The 15,995-nt window shown below is 49.3% G+C and carries 11 protein-coding genes, 1 tRNA gene and 1 pseudogene; 5 read left to right on the top strand and 8 right to left on the bottom strand.

Annotated elements, in window-relative coordinates; translation table 11 throughout:
* From EDM56_RS10005 to EDM56_RS10020, 4 genes and pseudogenes are all read right to left on the bottom strand, one after another.
* Nucleotides 1-3,111, bottom strand: coding sequence for a hybrid sensor histidine kinase/response regulator (locus EDM56_RS10005; RefSeq protein ID WP_122917775.1), 3,111 nt, complete (start codon nucleotides 3,109-3,111; stop codon nucleotides 1-3).
* A 264-nt stretch (nucleotides 3,112-3,375) separates the two neighbouring features.
* Nucleotides 3,376-3,504, bottom strand: a pseudogene (locus EDM56_RS32070) (DUF2277 family protein); the annotation flags it as partial.
* A 250-nt stretch (nucleotides 3,505-3,754) separates the two neighbouring features.
* On the bottom strand, nucleotides 3,755-5,506 hold the full coding sequence (locus EDM56_RS10015; RefSeq protein WP_122917777.1) for an amidohydrolase: 1,752 nt from the start codon (nucleotides 5,504-5,506) through the stop codon (nucleotides 3,755-3,757).
* Nucleotides 5,507-5,709: 203 nt separating this feature from the next.
* Nucleotides 5,710-5,785 (bottom strand) — tRNA-Ala (locus EDM56_RS10020).
* Nucleotides 5,786-6,433: 648 nt separating this feature from the next.
* Between EDM56_RS10020 and EDM56_RS10030 the strand changes: the two genes are divergently transcribed.
* Nucleotides 6,434-7,054 (top strand): DUF5050 domain-containing protein, encoded by a 621-nt coding sequence (locus EDM56_RS10030; RefSeq protein WP_122917779.1) that lies wholly within the window; start codon nucleotides 6,434-6,436, stop codon nucleotides 7,052-7,054.
* A 56-nt stretch (nucleotides 7,055-7,110) separates the two neighbouring features.
* Here EDM56_RS10030 and EDM56_RS10035 read toward each other — a convergent pair whose 3' ends face one another.
* Nucleotides 7,111-7,815 carry a response regulator gene (locus EDM56_RS10035; RefSeq protein ID WP_281274948.1) on the bottom strand — a complete coding sequence of 235 codons (705 nt, stop codon included), beginning with the start codon at nucleotides 7,813-7,815 and terminating at the stop codon, nucleotides 7,111-7,113.
* Nucleotides 7,812-9,401 (bottom strand): ATP-binding protein, encoded by a 1,590-nt coding sequence (locus EDM56_RS10040; protein WP_425456302.1) that lies wholly within the window; start codon nucleotides 9,399-9,401, stop codon nucleotides 7,812-7,814. The genes EDM56_RS10035 and EDM56_RS10040 overlap by 4 nt, the downstream gene beginning before the upstream one ends.
* Before the next feature lie 110 nt (nucleotides 9,402-9,511).
* Between EDM56_RS10040 and EDM56_RS10045 the strand changes: the two genes are divergently transcribed.
* Nucleotides 9,512-10,576, top strand: a complete 1,065-nt coding sequence (locus EDM56_RS10045) for a DctP family TRAP transporter solute-binding subunit (protein ID WP_122917780.1) — start codon at nucleotides 9,512-9,514, stop codon at nucleotides 10,574-10,576.
* A gap of 109 nt (nucleotides 10,577-10,685) precedes the next feature.
* Entirely contained in the window at nucleotides 10,686-11,954 is a 1,269-nt protein-coding gene (locus tag EDM56_RS10050) for a dicarboxylate/amino acid:cation symporter (RefSeq protein WP_122917781.1), read from the top strand.
* 65 nt (nucleotides 11,955-12,019) lie between these two features.
* On the opposite strand, the gene EDM56_RS10055 is transcribed toward EDM56_RS10050, so the two are convergent.
* Nucleotides 12,020-13,354 (bottom strand): purine/pyrimidine permease, encoded by a 1,335-nt coding sequence (locus tag EDM56_RS10055; protein WP_122918256.1) that lies wholly within the window; start codon nucleotides 13,352-13,354, stop codon nucleotides 12,020-12,022.
* A gap of 114 nt (nucleotides 13,355-13,468) precedes the next feature.
* Here EDM56_RS10055 and EDM56_RS10060 point away from each other — a divergent pair, with 114 nt between their 5' ends.
* Together EDM56_RS10060 and EDM56_RS10065 are read left to right on the top strand one after the other, a co-directional pair.
* Complete coding sequence (locus EDM56_RS10060; protein WP_122917782.1) at nucleotides 13,469-14,353, top strand: LysR family transcriptional regulator; 885 nt, start codon at nucleotides 13,469-13,471, stop codon at nucleotides 14,351-14,353.
* A gap of 24 nt (nucleotides 14,354-14,377) precedes the next feature.
* Entirely contained in the window at nucleotides 14,378-14,971 is a 594-nt protein-coding gene (locus EDM56_RS10065; RefSeq protein ID WP_122917783.1) for a YdcF family protein, read from the top strand.
* 66 nt (nucleotides 14,972-15,037) lie between these two features.
* On the opposite strand, the gene dnaI is transcribed toward EDM56_RS10065, so the two are convergent.
* Complete coding sequence (gene dnaI / locus EDM56_RS10070) at nucleotides 15,038-15,988, bottom strand: primosomal protein DnaI (RefSeq protein ID WP_122917784.1); 951 nt, start codon at nucleotides 15,986-15,988, stop codon at nucleotides 15,038-15,040.
* Nucleotides 15,989-15,995: the final 7 nt, after the last annotated feature.

Genomic DNA, 15,995 nt, shown 5'->3' on the forward strand with positions numbered 1-15,995 from the left:
TCAACCTCCAATCTCGTTGTTCGGTTGTGCAGGGATGTCGAAGGAAACCTTCGTGCCGATTCCCACAGCACTTTCGATTCGAATGCTCTTTCCGTAAAGGAGTCGGATGCGTTGGCTAATATTCCATAGCCCTACTCCCTTTTTTTCCACATTCGACTTCAGTATTTCCTCCAATTTTTCCTCATTGATCCCGCATCCATTGTCCTCTACTTTACAGCTGACTGTCTCGTTCACTTCTTGTTTGATGGATACCTTTACTTTTCCGCCCTGCAAATTGGACATCAGCCCATGTCTTATGGCATTTTCCACCAACGGCTGCAAGATCAACGGGGGGATTCGTGTATCAAGATGTGCATCCACATCGTATTCCACTTGCAATCTGGCTCCAAAACGCGCCTTTTCGATGGTGATATATGCCGCTACCAATTCAAGTTCATGTTCGAGGGTTGTGAATGAATCCAGTTGCTTGAAATCAAAGCTCCTTCTCAAATACTGCGAGAGCTGCAACGTCAGTTCCTCCGCCTTTTGAGGTTCGTCCATACAAAGTGCGGCTATTGAATTCAAGGCATTATACAGGAAATGAGGCTTGATTTGAGAACGTAAAAAGGCAATCTCTGCATCCTTGGCTGTTTTCACCGAGGCTTTCAATCGGGTCAGGCTTCTAACACGCGCCATGATTTCTTCTGCTTCAAATGGTTTCCCGACAAAATCGTTCGCTCCATATTCCATCGACAGGATCATATCCTCAATCCTGTTTTTGGCCGTCATCATCAGTACAGGCAGTTCAAAGGGAGAGTATCTCTCTCGAATGGCTTGAAGCACCTCGTAGCCGGACATGTCAGGCATCATGAGGTCCAGTATAACCAGAAAGAAATCCTGCTTTTTGAAGAGTTCATCCAGCGCAATTTGCCCGCGATTTGCCACCACGATGGAGTACCCTTCCAGTTTGAGCAAGTTGATCATGGATTGAAGGTTGGCGAAATCATCATCAACCACCAGAATGGTCGCCTCATTTTTCCCTTTGACAAAATGGGGATATTCTGGGTAAGCAAAGCGCAGGTCCTTTTGCGCCTCTTCCTTCTTCTCCTTCCGTCCTTGGAGTTTTCCGGAGGCTGTGGTCGATAACGGTATGGTGAAAATAAATACCGATCCTTGTCCGGGTCTTGAATCGACACGAATCTGCCCGCCGTGAAGCTCTACAAGCTTCTTGGTTATGCTTAATCCGAGACCTGTACCGTCAGCATTCCTTGCTTCAAACGAGTCTGCTTGTTCAAAGGCTTCAAATATACGCTTTTGCATATGAAGCTCGATTCCGATTCCCGAATCTCCTACGCGCACCTCAACCCTATCACGGATAACCTCAGCACTGATATTTACCGCGCCCTGGTCGGTGAATTTGATCGCATTGCTAATCAGATTGTGCAAAATTTGGATCAGACGGTTGCCATCCACATATACTTCAGGAATATCCTCAGAGACATCGTTGACAAGTGTAATTTGCTTGCCTCCAAGTAGAAACGAATGAATCCTGATCACTGAATCGACGGTAGCCTTCAAATCGACGTTGCTTTTATAGAGCGAAATATCACCATGCTTCATTTTCGAGTAATCAAGCAATTCGTTTACCAGTTGGGTTAATCTTCTCCCGCTTCCCAAAACAATGGCAAGGTTTTGCGCTTGCTTTTCACTGATCGGCCCCTCTGCTCCCTTGAGCAGAGTATCGGTAATGTTCACGATGGCATTCAAGGGTGTTTTCAGCTCATGAGAGGTATTGGACAGAAAATCGTCCTTGATCTTGTCTAATTGAAGCAACTGATTTTTCATTTCGTTGATTGTGTGATAAGCCTCAAAGAAGCGGAGCGAAATCAGAAAGATCAGGACCATATTAAAAGCAACAATATAAAATTGCCCCAGCCGGATATTTTCTTTAAAAGAATAGGCAAACAGGATGACATCAATGGAGTACAAATTAATACAGAGAATTGCCATAAACAACAATAGTAACCGGAGACGATCACTTTTAACACTCTTGATATAAAGGAAAGCAATTCTAAGCATCAGCCATATGATCATGACCTCATACAAAGCAATTATGTACGGGTGAATGACTACATAGTCATGAATGGGCAAAAAAGCAACCAGAACCAGATAAGTGCCCAGCACAACGGTTACAGCCTGTGTAACTTTTAAGGAAATAATGCTTTTTTGCAATTGATAGAAATAAATCGCCAATATGATAATGGCTGCTAGCGAAGTCATGTCCTTCACTTTATATAATAGTGTGTATGAAACATCGGGCAAATACAACATAAGCGGCCGCTCGCCAATCAAGCCATTATAAATCCCATAAAGCATGCAAATTACCGAGAAAAGTAGCAAAGAGTTATCTTTTTTGCCATATAATGCTGCCGTTGCAAAACAGATGAGGTAAATAAGCGCAAGTGTACCAAGAATCGCAATCGTACTGAAATCATAGGCCACGCTTCTCTGCTGATCCTCCAACATCGCAGCCTGCTCGCCAAAATAGAGGGAAATAGGGATTCCTGCATTCACATAATCATAATTGGCAACATGAACAATGATTTCGACGTCTCCCTTTTCAGCCGAAAAAAAACCGATCTGCGGAACATTCCCTATCCGGTAACTCTCTGCTTCCTCGGACGGTTTGCCATCGACAAAGAGTTTATGTCCATTTACATAAATCGCGCTTGCAAAACGGATATTGGTCTTCTTCAAGCCGAATACACCGCTAAAGGGTACGTTTTTCAGCACCATTCGATATGTGGCAGAGCCATAAGCGGGCAAAGTCTGTCCATTGATAATTTTTCCATTCCATTGCGAGGGTACCTTCATATAAGAGGGGAAAGAATGCTTGTCTGCATCAGCGTTCTTGAAATATTCAGGGGGCAACAATTGATTCCAGTAAAACTCCCATTCACCATCCAGTTTGATTCTTTTTTTCTGTTCATAATTCCACGCAGAGAGGTCCATCCCCCCTTTACGTACCAGTAGATCATTCATTCGTTTATCGTGATCCATGATAATGGATAGTGGAATTAACAAAAAAGAAATCAGGCCAATAAGAATAATGACAAAAGTCCGTTTGAGCACAGTATCGGCCCCTTTACACAGAATAGAGGCATATCCAAAACGTATTCGACAAATTACTCAATCTCCCTCCAAAATCCTCCTTTATACGACAAGGAAATTCCTGAATAAGCCAACCAGAGACCGAAAATCGTAGCATTCCACAAATGTGTAAGGGATACAACAATAAAATGACATCTACGTCGTTTTGAATTGTTACGATTCATGTTGGTACATTTTATGCCAAAATCAAACGTAATCATTTTTCTTTCCGAACCTTTTCGCAGCTCAAATGCGAGCGTGCTCGATTTCAACTTCACGATTACGCGGTTCGCTATTGGTTACCATTGAGTCCAACAGATTCCGCGCAACCATAGCTACCTCGTCGATGGCATGATTAAATGCCCCCTTGGTAGCCGACCACCTGCTATTCGTTTTTTTGTGAACTGATAGGTCATGCCTTTCAGCCCATTTTTGCCAATGCAGATCACCCTAGCGTTAACGAGATATGCCCGGTACTTTGGTTCCTGTGCAAATAAATAATAGTAAGATATGTTTTCTAGCTAAAAGCACAAAAAAAAACTCAGCTCTCCCAGCTGAGCTAATCCCCCCAATCAAAGAAAAAACCTTAGCCCAGGTAAATCCCGGGCTAAGGGATGGCATCTATTTACTTCTTAAATGAACGATCACGATATACTTCATTTCCTTCAAACAGCGTCAACAATACTTTCGTATCACTGATCTGATTGGCCGGAATCTCAAACAAATTTTTGTCTAGAACAATGATGTCTGCCTTTTTACCAGGCTCGATCGATCCGACTTCCTGCTCCATGAAGTTGGCATACGCTCCGTTGTAAGTGTATCCCTTAATCATATCAACAACGCTGACGCGCTCTTGCGGCCACAAGGTGCGAGTGACATCCGTTTCCCCAATCTCCATGCGAGTAACGCCAATCTGGATCGCCTGCATCGGGTTCCAATTCACTGTTACCGGATAATCGCTTGAAACCGTGAAAACTGCGCCAGCATCGAGGAAGCTTTTCAACGGATATTGATGATTAGCACGTTCTTCGCCCAAGAACTCTACACTTTGATCGAAGTAGCCTTTTTCCTTCATGTCCCAGAATACTTGAGCATCTGCGACGACTCCGAGTTTGCCAAAACGTTTGACATCCTCAGGTGAAACCAATTGAAGATGCGTGATGGCGTGGCGTGTATCGTCTGTAGCATTTTGTTTCTGCGCAAGCTCGAATGCATCCAGAACTGTCGTGGTCGCTTCGTCTCCGATCGAATGGACATGGACCTGGAATCCTTCTTTGTCTAGTGCAGCAATTGCTTTGTTCAAGACCGCTGGCTCCACTTCAGGAATTCCATTGAAATGATCCTTATGATGATAGGATTCTTTCAACCAGGCTGTTCCACCTTCTACGACACCGTCCATAAACAGTTTGACAGAATTGGTTTGGAACAGAGAGCCTGTATTTTTCGATCTTTCCTGAACAAAAATCGGAAGTTGTTTATCAATATTCGCAGCATCTCCTCTAAACGATGCGCGGTATCGCATATGTAAATCATTCGCAGCCTCAAGCTCCTTGAATGCCTTATACACATTGCTGTTAGGGGAAATGATAGGAATGTGTACTTCTGTAATTCCCATCGAACTTGCCTTTTTCTCAAAGCCATGGATCGCTTCCTTGTATTGCTCTACGGTGTAGTCGCTTGGAAGAATTTTTGTCACCAAATTTTTGGCTCCTTCACGCAAGGTGCCGTTCGGTTCTCCCGTATTTGCATCCCGTTCAATCAGACCATCTTTCGGGTCAACGGTATTTTTCGTAATCCCCGCCAACTCAAGCGCTTTCGAGTTCACCCAAATCGAATGACCGTCCTCGGAGGTCAGAACCACTGGAATGTTTGGAGCGATTTTGTCCAGAAGATCTTTTGTTGGACCTGTTGCTGCAAATAACGGGTTTTGCCAGCCCATTCCCTGTACGAACTTGGTGTCTGGGTGCAATGTCAAAAAATCTTTCAATTCCTTCAGATACTCTTCAGGAGATTCCTTACCAAACAAGGATAATGCAAAGATTTCTTGAACGAAGTGGTCGGCATGGTTGTGGTTGTCCATCATTCCAGGCATAACCATTTTGCCATCCAGATCAATTACTTTGGTTTGGTTCCCTTTAAATTTCTTAACCCCATTGTTTGAACCAACATAAACGATTTCTCCGTTTTTGATAGCAATCGCTTCTGCCCATGGCTTGCCGTTGTTTACCGTGTAAACCTTGGCGTCCTCGATTACCAAGTCAGCGCCTTTGATACTTGAAGCAGTTGTTGGGCTGCTGGTAGCACTTACACCACTCACAAACAATGAGCTAAGCAAAAGGCTTGCAATCGATGTTGAAAGGGCCTTCACTACTTTCATTCTTTCACCTTCCTATATTATTTTCTAATAATTAACACTATTTACTATTTTATGATTTCGAATTCAAATTAGTCAATCTTTATATGTATACCAGCGAGCGAGGGTTAAAATAGCAAATCCCTTGCAAAGATAGTGAAGGAGCGGCTTGGGAATAGTACAACAAGAAAACCCCTGATTTCTCAAGGGTTTTACGTTCATTATTATGGTGGACCCTATCGGGATCGAACCGACGACCTCTACACTGCCAGTGTAGCGCTCTCCCAGCTGAGCTAAGGGCCCATTATGTACGCAAACTTTTCATTGATTTAACTTACATTGAAAATATAACATACCCCACCTTTAAAAAGCAATACCAAAATTACATGATGACCCCCTCTCCCCCCTTTTCTTTACATTCACTCTTCTCTTACCCTCTACTATTTGGTAATATCTAATGAAAAATCCTAATCATCACCAAATTCACGCATCATCTCTCAAACCTATTACACCACGACCACTCTCGATCATCACATTCAACCCAAACTCCCTACCTACGATTCACCCAAAAAACAATCCATTTCAAAAAAAGAAAGCGAGTGAAACCTGTGCCATTCCGCAAACACCGATCCCAGCATTTCATTTTCTTATGCCTGCTGCTCCTCTTCACCACATTCTACACACAACCAGCCTCAGCAAAATCATCCGATGCAGATTGGGTACTATTGGATTCGGAATAAGCAGAACAATTCCCTCATTATGTACAAAGACAATCCCGACTCCACTAGTCAGAAGCCAGTGAAAATCACCTCTCCCACTTACAAAGTTGGCTCACTCGCAGAGACAAAAAACTACGTATATTACATCCAAGAGTACAATGATCGCATGATGGGTAGTTTGCCAAAAGGATATATCTACCGGATCGACAAAAAAACCAGGAAGGCTTAACGCATGTCTAGCAGATATGTATATGCGATCGCGGCTGCAGATGAGAAACTCTATTTCTCCGATCAAGGAACGCTTTACTATATGAACACAGATGGAAGCAGCAAGGAGAAACTAATAGACGCGTACGTTGCCGATATAAAAATTTCCAATGGCTGGCTTTATTACAGTGATTACAATAATAGCAGCATTAACAGAGTCAGTCTGGATGGCACAGATAACCAGCGGCTAACCTCTGTAGATGAAAAGGTATACGCGAATCGAGGGACGTTTACTGTTTTTGGCGACTGGATTGAATATCGTTCAGATTCGGATGACCCAAAGAACTTTGGACATTTCATCATAAACGCCAACGCCCCCGAACACACCCGTATCAAGCTAGAAAACTCCACTCAGATCTTAGACGTCACCGACGACGGCATCTACATCCAAAGAAACAACATCCTCTACAAAAAAGACATCAAAACCGGCGACGAAACGCCTCTCTCGGAGCTCGGCATTGACATCGACCTCACCAAAATCGATGGTTATGTCCGCTCCTACCATTTCGCCGACGGCTATCTCCTGTACATCTCCAAAGACAACAACCTCAAAAAACTCACCTTCGCGAAACCGACGAAGCCGTGAATAATGTCCCAGACGAGAGCAGGTCTAGAAGACTTGCTCTCTTTCTTATCCCCATCTCAAACAATCACATACCGATTCGTCGGCCGACCCACTCCACCATACTCCACATCGCGCTTCACCCGTCCGCTCTTCTCCAAAAACTCCAAATAGCGCCGAGCTGTCACCCGTGCGATCCCGATGCGTTCGGCGACTTCCTCCGCGGACAACGCGGCTTTCTCCGTCGATAATTGCTGGACGATCTGCTCCATGGTTTTATCCAGCAGTCCTTTCGGCAATTCCTTGCTGTCGAGCGCAACCTCCCGCTGTGGCACTCCTGCTTTACGAAACAGCAGCTGGTCCAAATCCGCTTGCGACACGCTCCCGTCCTGCTCCATCTGCTTCCGATAGCTCCGGTACGCTTCCAGCGCCTGCTTGAGCCGCTCGAATTTGAATGGCTTGATGAGGTAATCCATCGCTCCGTTTCGCACCATGCTCTGGATGGTTTCTTTGTCTTTTGCCGCCGTGATGACGATGACATCCGTCTCTTCGCCTTCTGCGCGCAGCTGCTGCAAAGTTTGGACGCCATCTTGGATTGGCATGAACACGTCCATGATAACGAGGTCGGGTCTCAGCTCGCGCACCATGCGGATGCCTTCCGCGCCATTTCCAGCGATGCCGACTACCTCGAACGTTTGCACCTGTTCGACGAACTGGCGATTTACTTCCTGTACCATGGGGTCATCTTCAATAATAAGCACGCGTATGGGGTGCAGGTTGTTCACTGCGCGTCCTCCTTTTTCATCGGGAAGGTCAGCAAAAAGCTGCTGCCTGCCCCGGGCTGTGATTCGATCGTGAGTGTTCCGCCGCCTTTTTCGACAAGCTGGCTGATCATGAACAGTCCGATCCCTTGATGCTCTTGCTGTTTGGTGGAATATCCGCGCTCCAGCACGCGATGACGCGTCTCTTCATCCATGCCGATCCCGTTGTCCTCGACAAGGATCGAGCAGATTTCGTCATCCTGCTCGATGCTCACATACACTTCCTTGTCGCCTTTATCCGTCTTCTCGAGGGCGTCGAAGGCGTTTTCGATCAGGTTGCCGATGATGAGCACGATGTCATGGTTGTCCAAAAAATACGGCAAACGCTCCAACCGGCTTCTGCGATCGATGGTGACATGGATGCCCAGCTCCTTGCCGCGACTCACTTTGCCAAGCAGTAGTCCGGATACGTTCGGGTCGGCGATTTGGCTGGTCAAAAATCCGGTGATTTCCGCCTGCTGCTCGCTGATTTCAAACAAATACGTGAGCGCCCGGTCCAGCTGGCCGAGCTGCAGAAGCCCGGCGATGGTATGCAGCTTGTTCATGTGTTCGTGGTTTTGCACGCGCAGAGCGTCGACGAACGCCTTGACGCCCGTCAGCTCTTCGGCGATCTGGGCGACTTCCGTCCGGTCTTGGAAAATCGCGAGGGCGCCTACGGTTTTGCCCTCGACTTTGATGAGGAAGCGGTTCGACCAGAGCAAGGCATTGCCAACGCGCAGCTCGTAATTCAAGAACGGGCGCGCTTTTTCGAGCACTTCCGGCAGCCTCGTCTCGGGGATGACCTCACGGATTGGGCGGCCCAGCACTTCTTCTTCCAGCGGGATGGCGAATATTTCCTTCGCTTTGTCGTTAAAAATCGTGATCCGCTCCTGGATATCGATGGCGATGACGCCCTCGTGCATAGCGTGAAAGGTTGCGGTCCGCTCGACCAAAATGCGGGCGATCTCGTCTGGCTCAAGGTTGAGCATCTGCTTTTTGATATGGCGCGCCAGCTGGTACGAACCGACGATGCCTGCCACTAACGAAAGCAAAAACGTGACGAGCATGCTTTCCTTTTGTGCGACGATCATCTGGGGAATACTGGGCAAAAGACGTCCTACCATGACGACGCCGACCTGCTGATGCTCGCTGTTCATTACGGGGACATAAGCGCGTAGCGCGGTTCCGAGCTCTCCTCGCACTTTTTGCTGGTAGTTGTGTTCCGCAAAGGCAGGCTCAGCGTCCTTGCCTGTATACGGTTGTCCGATCCGGCTCTCCAACGGGTCCGAGTAACGGATGCGATTCATATCCATGACGACGATATAGGTGACGTCGTTGATGACGCGGATTTTTCGCGCGACGGGGGCGATGTCCGCCCACCCGTTCGGCTGTGTCAGCTTCTCGCTGATCAGGGGGATTTCGGCGACAGTTCGCGCGGTTGTGGCGAGCCGTTGGCCGATCTGGGCTTCCTGCAAGCGAATCATGCTGCCGAGCTGGATGATGCCGCCGATCACCAGAGAAAAAAGCACGATTCCGATGGAGAGCAGCATGATTTTCCATTTGATCTTCATGACGTGTGCCACAAGCTGCTCTTCCCCTCCGCTGAAATGTCCTGCTAGTATATATTGTATTGTAGAAACAGATGGACGAACAAATCAACTATTTCGGAGTGTGGAACCCCATGCGTTCTCGATTGGGCATTATGATATTCATCGTCATCGGCCTATTCACGGCGCTCGTCATCGGTTTTCAAAACGACCTTCTGTTTACCCAGCTCGGATACGATGCGGAACAGGAGGGACTAAAAGACCGGATCGTGATCCGCTTTAGCCATGTCGTCGCGGAAAATACGCCGAAAGGGCTAGCGGCTGAGCATTTTTCCAAGCTCGTGTCGCAAAAAACGCACGGTCGGGTCGAGGTACAGGTGTTTCCGAACGGCATCCTGTATTCCGATACAACAGAGCTGAAAGCGCTGCAGGATGGCGACATCCAGATGATCGCTCCGGCTGTGTCTAACCTGTCGGAGGTCGACCCAGCTTGGTCCGCGCTCGATCTACCTTACTTGTTTCACGATCATGCCGAGGTGAATCAGGCACTATCTGGTAAAATCGGCTCACTCTTGTTTGACACGCTGAGCACGCACGACATGAAAGGTCTCTCGTTTTGGACGAGCGGCTTCAAGCAAATGACGGACAACCGCAATCCCCTTTTATCTGTGGCGGATTTCGCCGATCAGCGCTTCCGCATCATCCCGAGCACGGTATTGGCGGCACAAATGCGGTCGTTGGGTGCCACGCCAGTGCCGCTGGGCTTCAATGAAGTGTATCGGGAGCTGGCGGCCGGGCGAATCACCGGCGAGGAGAACACGATTTCCAACATCTATTCCAAGCGGCTGTATCAGGTGCAGCGCTATATGACGCTGAGCAACCATGGTTATTTGGGCTATGCGGTCATTATGAGCAAGCCGTTTTGGAACAGCCTGCCCGCGGATGTGCAGGCGAGTATTCAGGAGGCGATGCAGGAGACGACCGCATGGAGTAACCAGCACACCGCCGAACTGGACAAAAAAGATCTCGCGCTTATCCAAGAGAGCCAATCCATGGCAATCCATGTGCAGACACCGGCGGAACGCGCCGCTTGGGAGGCGCATTTGCGGCCGCTTTATCAGCAGTTTGCCCCTGACATCGGCGATGCCCTGATGCAGGAAATCGAGCGACTCCATCAACAGCGTCCGCGACCAAAATGACCAAAACGATCAATATGACCGAATTATTTTAAAAGATTCTGAAAGTAGTACAATGAGTCCATCGATAAAGCGCTTCCAAATGAAAGCATACTCAAAGGATGTGACTCTAGTGCGAATCAATTTCAAGAATCTGACCGTGCAAGTCGTCATTGCCATTATTCTTGGTGTCCTCGTCGGTCAATTTTTTCCCAAGTTCGGTACCGAGTTGAAAGTTCTGGCTGACATTTTCGTCAAGCTAATCAAAATGATCATCCCGCCGATCGTGTTCTTCACCGTCGTGAACGGAATCGCCGGTATGGGCGACATGAAAAAGGTCGGCCGCATCGGCGGAAAAACCGTCCTCTACTTTGAAATCGTTTCCACGGTGGCGCTGGCCATCGGGATCATGGTCGTCAACCTGTTGAAACCGGGTGCCGGAATCGATATGAGCAAAGCGGGGCACGGCGATGTTTCGCAATATACAAAGGCGGCGGCAGAAAGCAGCCACGGCATCATTGATTTCGTGATGGGTCTGATCCCTGACAACATCGTCAGTGCAATGGCAAAAGGCGATCTACTCCCAATCCTGTTGTTCGCGGTATTGTTCGGTCTCTCACTGGCAGCGATGGGACAAAATGCAAAGCCCGTACTCCAGCTGTTTGACAAATTGACGCTCGGTTTCTTCGGCGTCGTCAACATGATCATGAAAGTATCGCCGCTCGCAGCATTTGGTGCAATGTCTTACACCATCGGCAAATTCGGGGTCGGCTCGCTGTTTTCACTCGGCAAGCTGATGGGTTCGGTCTACCTGACCATGATTTTGTTCATCGTCATCGTCTTGGGTACGATTGCCAAAATGTTCAACTTCAACATCTTTTCGTTCATTAAATACATTCGCGAGGAAATTCTCCTCGTGCTCGGCACCTCTTCCTCCGAGTCGGCTCTGCCGCGGATGATGGAACGCTTGGAAAAGTACGGATGCTCCAAATCCGTTGTCGGTCTAGTGATTCCGACAGGCTACTCATTTAACCTCGACGGAACCTCGATCTATCTGTCGATGGCGGCGATTTTTATCGCTCAGGCATATGGCATCGACCTGACGCTTGGACAAGAGATTACGCTGCTTGGCATCCTAATGCTGACCTCCAAAGGCGCGGCTGGTGTGACCGGCTCCGGCTTCATCACGCTCGCGGCGACGCTGGCTGCATTCCCGATGGTTCCGGTCGAAGGCATTGCGCTCTTGCTCGGTGTAGACCGTTTCATGTCGGAAGCCCGCGCGATAACCAACCTGATCGGAAACGGCGTGGCGACTGTGGTTATCTCCAAAATGGAAAACGAATTTACCCCTGTCGCACCGGTTGCTGCGGAAGGTTCCAGCAACCCAAGCAAGTCTGCCTAAGGGATACAGCAAATAGAGAAAAGAGACGTCAGTCACGATGCTGACGTCTCTTTTTATTACCGTGCCTATTTTATCGAGTAAGTTTCATTCATGCGTTTTTGTGGTTGCAATGCCCGTTGCTTAGCAAATTTTTTAGCCGAGCGTTTCGACACGTTTTCCAATATCAACGCGATTCCGATGCCAATGATCAGCCCATTGCTTAAAAGCGATACGAAAAACGACGGCAAGGAGGCGAACGCCGTGGCCGGCACAAACATTGCCCCGATGCCGGCAAACAGGGAGATGCCGACCGTTTGATACAGCTGGCTTCGATTTTCCACAGCCTCAAACTCTTTGAGTGCCAACCCGATCGAGTTGGCGAAAATCGGGAATGCAGCCGCATAGCCGACTGCTTCCGGCATCGCCGCGACAAACGATGTAATTGACGGGAACAAACTGATTACGATGATCAATCCGGCGCCCATTACGAAAGGTACTCTGCCCGTGATTTTGGTACTGGCGATAAAGCCTGCCGAACCGGATACCGGTACCGCCCCGATCGCGGCGAAGATCCCGCCCAAAAACTGGTTCACACCTGAAAAAATACCTGCCTGCTTCAGCCGATTTTTATCCACCGGAATGTTTTCCTGCCCCAGCACCTGTGTCACGACACTGATGGTCGCCAGCATGTTGGCGAGCAAGAGAAGCGTGGCGAACATGACCATCCCGATCATCGACGGCTCGATCCGAGGTACGCCGAATACGAAAATGCCCGGCAATGTAAACACATCGGTCACCGGCGTCACCGGCGTCGCCAAGCCGAATAGCGCAAACAGCGACCAGCCGAGCACGATGCTAATCAACACCGAATATTTGCCGATGCGCGGCATTTTTTTGATCAGGTAAGAGGAGACGACGATGACGAGCGAGATCACCAGCACATCCCAGCGTACGACCTGGGAGTCTCCTTCCAATCCGAACATTCCTTTCAAAAAAGAGCCGCTGAGCTGTATCATCACAAGCAGCAAATACGTCCCGACGATCGTTGGCGTAAACAGGCGCGCGATTTTTTCCACCATTCCCAAAAGGCTCAGAACGATAAACAGCGCGCCGCTCAGCAGAAAGGCATACTCGAGGACGCGAAGCGTCTCGTTATGCGAACCGAACAAGACCGTGCCCAATCCAGCGTACAACGAAAAAATCCCCCACCAGATGCCCGCCGGCCCTTCCTGGATGGGGAGTCGATGCCCGAACAACGCTTGCAAAATGCCGGTAACACCCAAAATAAACAGCGTCCGCTGCACAAAGCCGACGGTATCTGCCGGATCGAGCCCATAGGTGGACGCAATGGCGACAGGCACCACGATACTGCCCGATAACGTAAATAAAGCCCATTGAAGGGCGGCAAACATGTTTTTCATCTGATGATACCCTTCCTTTTTTCCTCCGAATGCACGCCTGACTTGCACTAGCATAATGCAAATGTAATAATGAATCAAATTACTATCATTCATGATCAGCATGAGGAGAAGCTCATGACCATTACCCAATTCCAGGTGTTTGCCACAATCGTCGAAACCGGCAGCTTCACGAAAGCGGGCGAGGCGCTCAATATGACCCAATCTGCGGTGAGCCATGCGCTGGCTGCATTGGAGGCGGAGCTGGGCATTACGCTTTTGATCCGCGACAAGCGCCAAGGGCTTTTGCTCTCTGACATCGGCAAATCGTTTCTCATCCATATTCGCGAAATTTTGAGCCGCTACGAGCAAATCAAACAGGAGGCGGCGCAGGCATCGGGGCTGGAGATCGGGACGATCCGTATCGGCAGCTTCCCCAGCGCTTCCATGCACCTTTTACCGAAGATGCTCGGCGTCTTTCACAGCCAGCACCCCAATGTCGAGGTCGTCCTGTTTGAAGGAACGTTCCAGGAGGTAACCGAGTGGCTCACCTCCCGAATCGTCGATATCGGCTTCCTGTCTTTGCCGCATGCGGACCTTGACACCATACCGCTGACCCAAGACCAGATGATGGTCGTGCTCCCGCTCGACCATCGGTTAAGGGACAACGAATCAATCCGCTTGGCGGAGCTGGCCGATGAGCCATTCATCATGACCAAAGCAGGGTCGGAAGTGCTGATTACCAACATGTTTCGCGAAGCCAACATCTCGCCAGCCATCCGGTTTCACGTGCAGGATGGGGGAACGCTGCTGCACATGGTGCAGGAAGGATTGGGCATCACGATCGCGCCCGACCTGTCCTTGCCACGCACGCCGCTCGCGCTTCATAAAAAGAGCCTCAATCCGCCAGTCTGGCGGCAGCTCAGCCTAGCCTGCCCCTCCTTTCGCGATGCATCGCCGGCGGTCAAAGCTTTTGTTCAGGTTGCCAAAACCTTGTATCCCCATGAAAATCATACGAAATGACATGAAAAGAAAGAGGAGAAACAGATGCGCGGACAGCGTTCACGCAAATTCATCGCTTTTGTCCTGCTCATCGTCATCGTCTGGTCCGGCTTCATCCTCCATCGCATTAATGAGGTGGAACGTCAGGCGATGCCGCACAAGGCAGATGTCGCTATTGTGCTCGGCGCAGCGGTCTGGGGAGATGTGCCGAGCCCGGGATTATCCGAGCGATTGGACGTCGCAGTCACCATGTACCAAGAACATTATGTGTCCAAGCTGATCGTCAGCGGCGGCCTTGGCACCGGCAAACAGGTATCCGAGGCGGTCGCCATGCAGCGCTATCTCATCCAGAAAGGGATCCCGGAACAAGATATCCTGCTGGAGGACCAATCACGCTCCACCTTTGAAAATTTGGTCAACAGCAAGCAGCTCATGCTCGAAAACGGTTTTACTACCGCGCTCGTCATCAGCCACGGCTACCACCTGGCCCGAGCCGTCGATATCGCATCCACGCTGCATATGACGGTTTTTCCGGTCGCGGCCGAAACCCATGTCCTCTTCGTCCCGTACCACAAAGCCCGGGAAATCCTCGCCTATACCAAATGGAAAGTGATGAGCCTGATCGGCGAACCGGAATGAAGCCTCACAAAAACGGTCATGACCGTTTTAACGTTTTTCAAAAAAAAAACCGCAGGCCCGCACACATTACGCGTGCAGCCTGCGGTTTACTCCTTCTATCTCACAAACATCCACAAAATGACGAATCCGCTCCATAATCCGCATCGCCTTCGTGGTCTCAATCCGGTTGCCGTTGGAAATCGACAGATGCTCCTCCAGCTCCTCAAGCGAATAATTGGAGGTGTACAAGGTCGGCATCTGCTTAGAGCTTCTGTGATGCAGGATGACACCCAAAATCTCGTCGCGAATCCACGGCGTCAAGCTCTCCGCGCCAATATCGTCCAAAATCAGGACAGGCACTTCCTTCAAAAACTCTAGCTTGCCGGAGTACGACTGGTCTGCGATCGATTCCTTGATCTCCCGCACGAAATCCGGCACATATACCATTAGCGACTGTACATTGTGCTTGGACAGCTCGCGGGCCACCGCTCCCATGAGAAAGCTTTTGCCCACGCCGAACGGTCCGTGCACGTAAAGTCCCTTCGGCTTTTTGCCGAGCGTGAAATCGTCGCAAAAACGCAGTGCAAGCGCCACAGCCTCCTGATTGCCGACTACAACCTCCAGCTTCCCGTCAAAATCGGCGTGCAGCGTCTGCTCGGACACATAATAGCTGCGCATCAGCCGCTGTGTGCGCTGCATTTCCTCATTGGCCTGGAATTTGGCGCAGCTGGAAATCGCGCTAACCACTTGCCGATTGGCGACATCTAGCACCGTCGCATGCCCTTTCACCAAATTCGGGCAATCGGCGAGGGCTGTACACTTTTGACAGCAGTACTGCTCCTTGACCGCCGTGTAGATCATCGAGAGCGAGCGCAGCATATCATCGCGGGTCATGTCCGGATGCTTGCGCTGGAATTCTTGCAAATAGGTGGAGGATTGCAGCATTTTATCCAACTGTTGATCAGGCGTCCGCACCTGATTATTCATGCGCGAGCTGCGCTTTGCCAATTCTTCAAAAAACGATCCGATTGTTTCCATTTACCAG

The sequence above is a fragment of the Brevibacillus fluminis genome, assembly GCF_003710825.1.
Taxonomy (GTDB): Bacteria; Bacillota; Bacilli; order Brevibacillales; family Brevibacillaceae; genus Brevibacillus_D; species Brevibacillus_D fluminis.

What these genes read in the sequence shown, in the direction of transcription:
- EDM56_RS10045 (WP_122917780.1), top strand. Translation starts at nt 9,512, where the DNA reads ATGCGTTCTCGATTGGGCATTATGATATTCATCGTCATCGGCCTATTC.
- EDM56_RS10060 (WP_122917782.1), top strand. Translation starts at nt 13,469, where the DNA reads ATGACCATTACCCAATTCCAGGTGTTTGCCACAATCGTCGAAACCGGC.
- EDM56_RS10030 (WP_122917779.1), top strand. Translation starts at nt 6,434, where the DNA reads ATGTCTAGCAGATATGTATATGCGATCGCGGCTGCAGATGAGAAACTC.
- EDM56_RS10015 (WP_122917777.1), bottom strand. Translation starts at nt 5,506, where the DNA reads ATGAAAGTAGTGAAGGCCCTTTCAACATCGATTGCAAGCCTTTTGCTT.
- dnaI (WP_122917784.1), bottom strand. Translation starts at nt 15,988, where the DNA reads ATGGAAACAATCGGATCGTTTTTTGAAGAATTGGCAAAGCGCAGCTCG.
- EDM56_RS10040 (WP_425456302.1), bottom strand. Translation starts at nt 9,401, where the DNA reads ATGAAGATCAAATGGAAAATCATGCTGCTCTCCATCGGAATCGTGCTT.
- EDM56_RS10065 (WP_122917783.1), top strand. Translation starts at nt 14,378, where the DNA reads ATGCGCGGACAGCGTTCACGCAAATTCATCGCTTTTGTCCTGCTCATC.
- EDM56_RS10055 (WP_122918256.1), bottom strand. Translation starts at nt 13,354, where the DNA reads ATGAAAAACATGTTTGCCGCCCTTCAATGGGCTTTATTTACGTTATCG.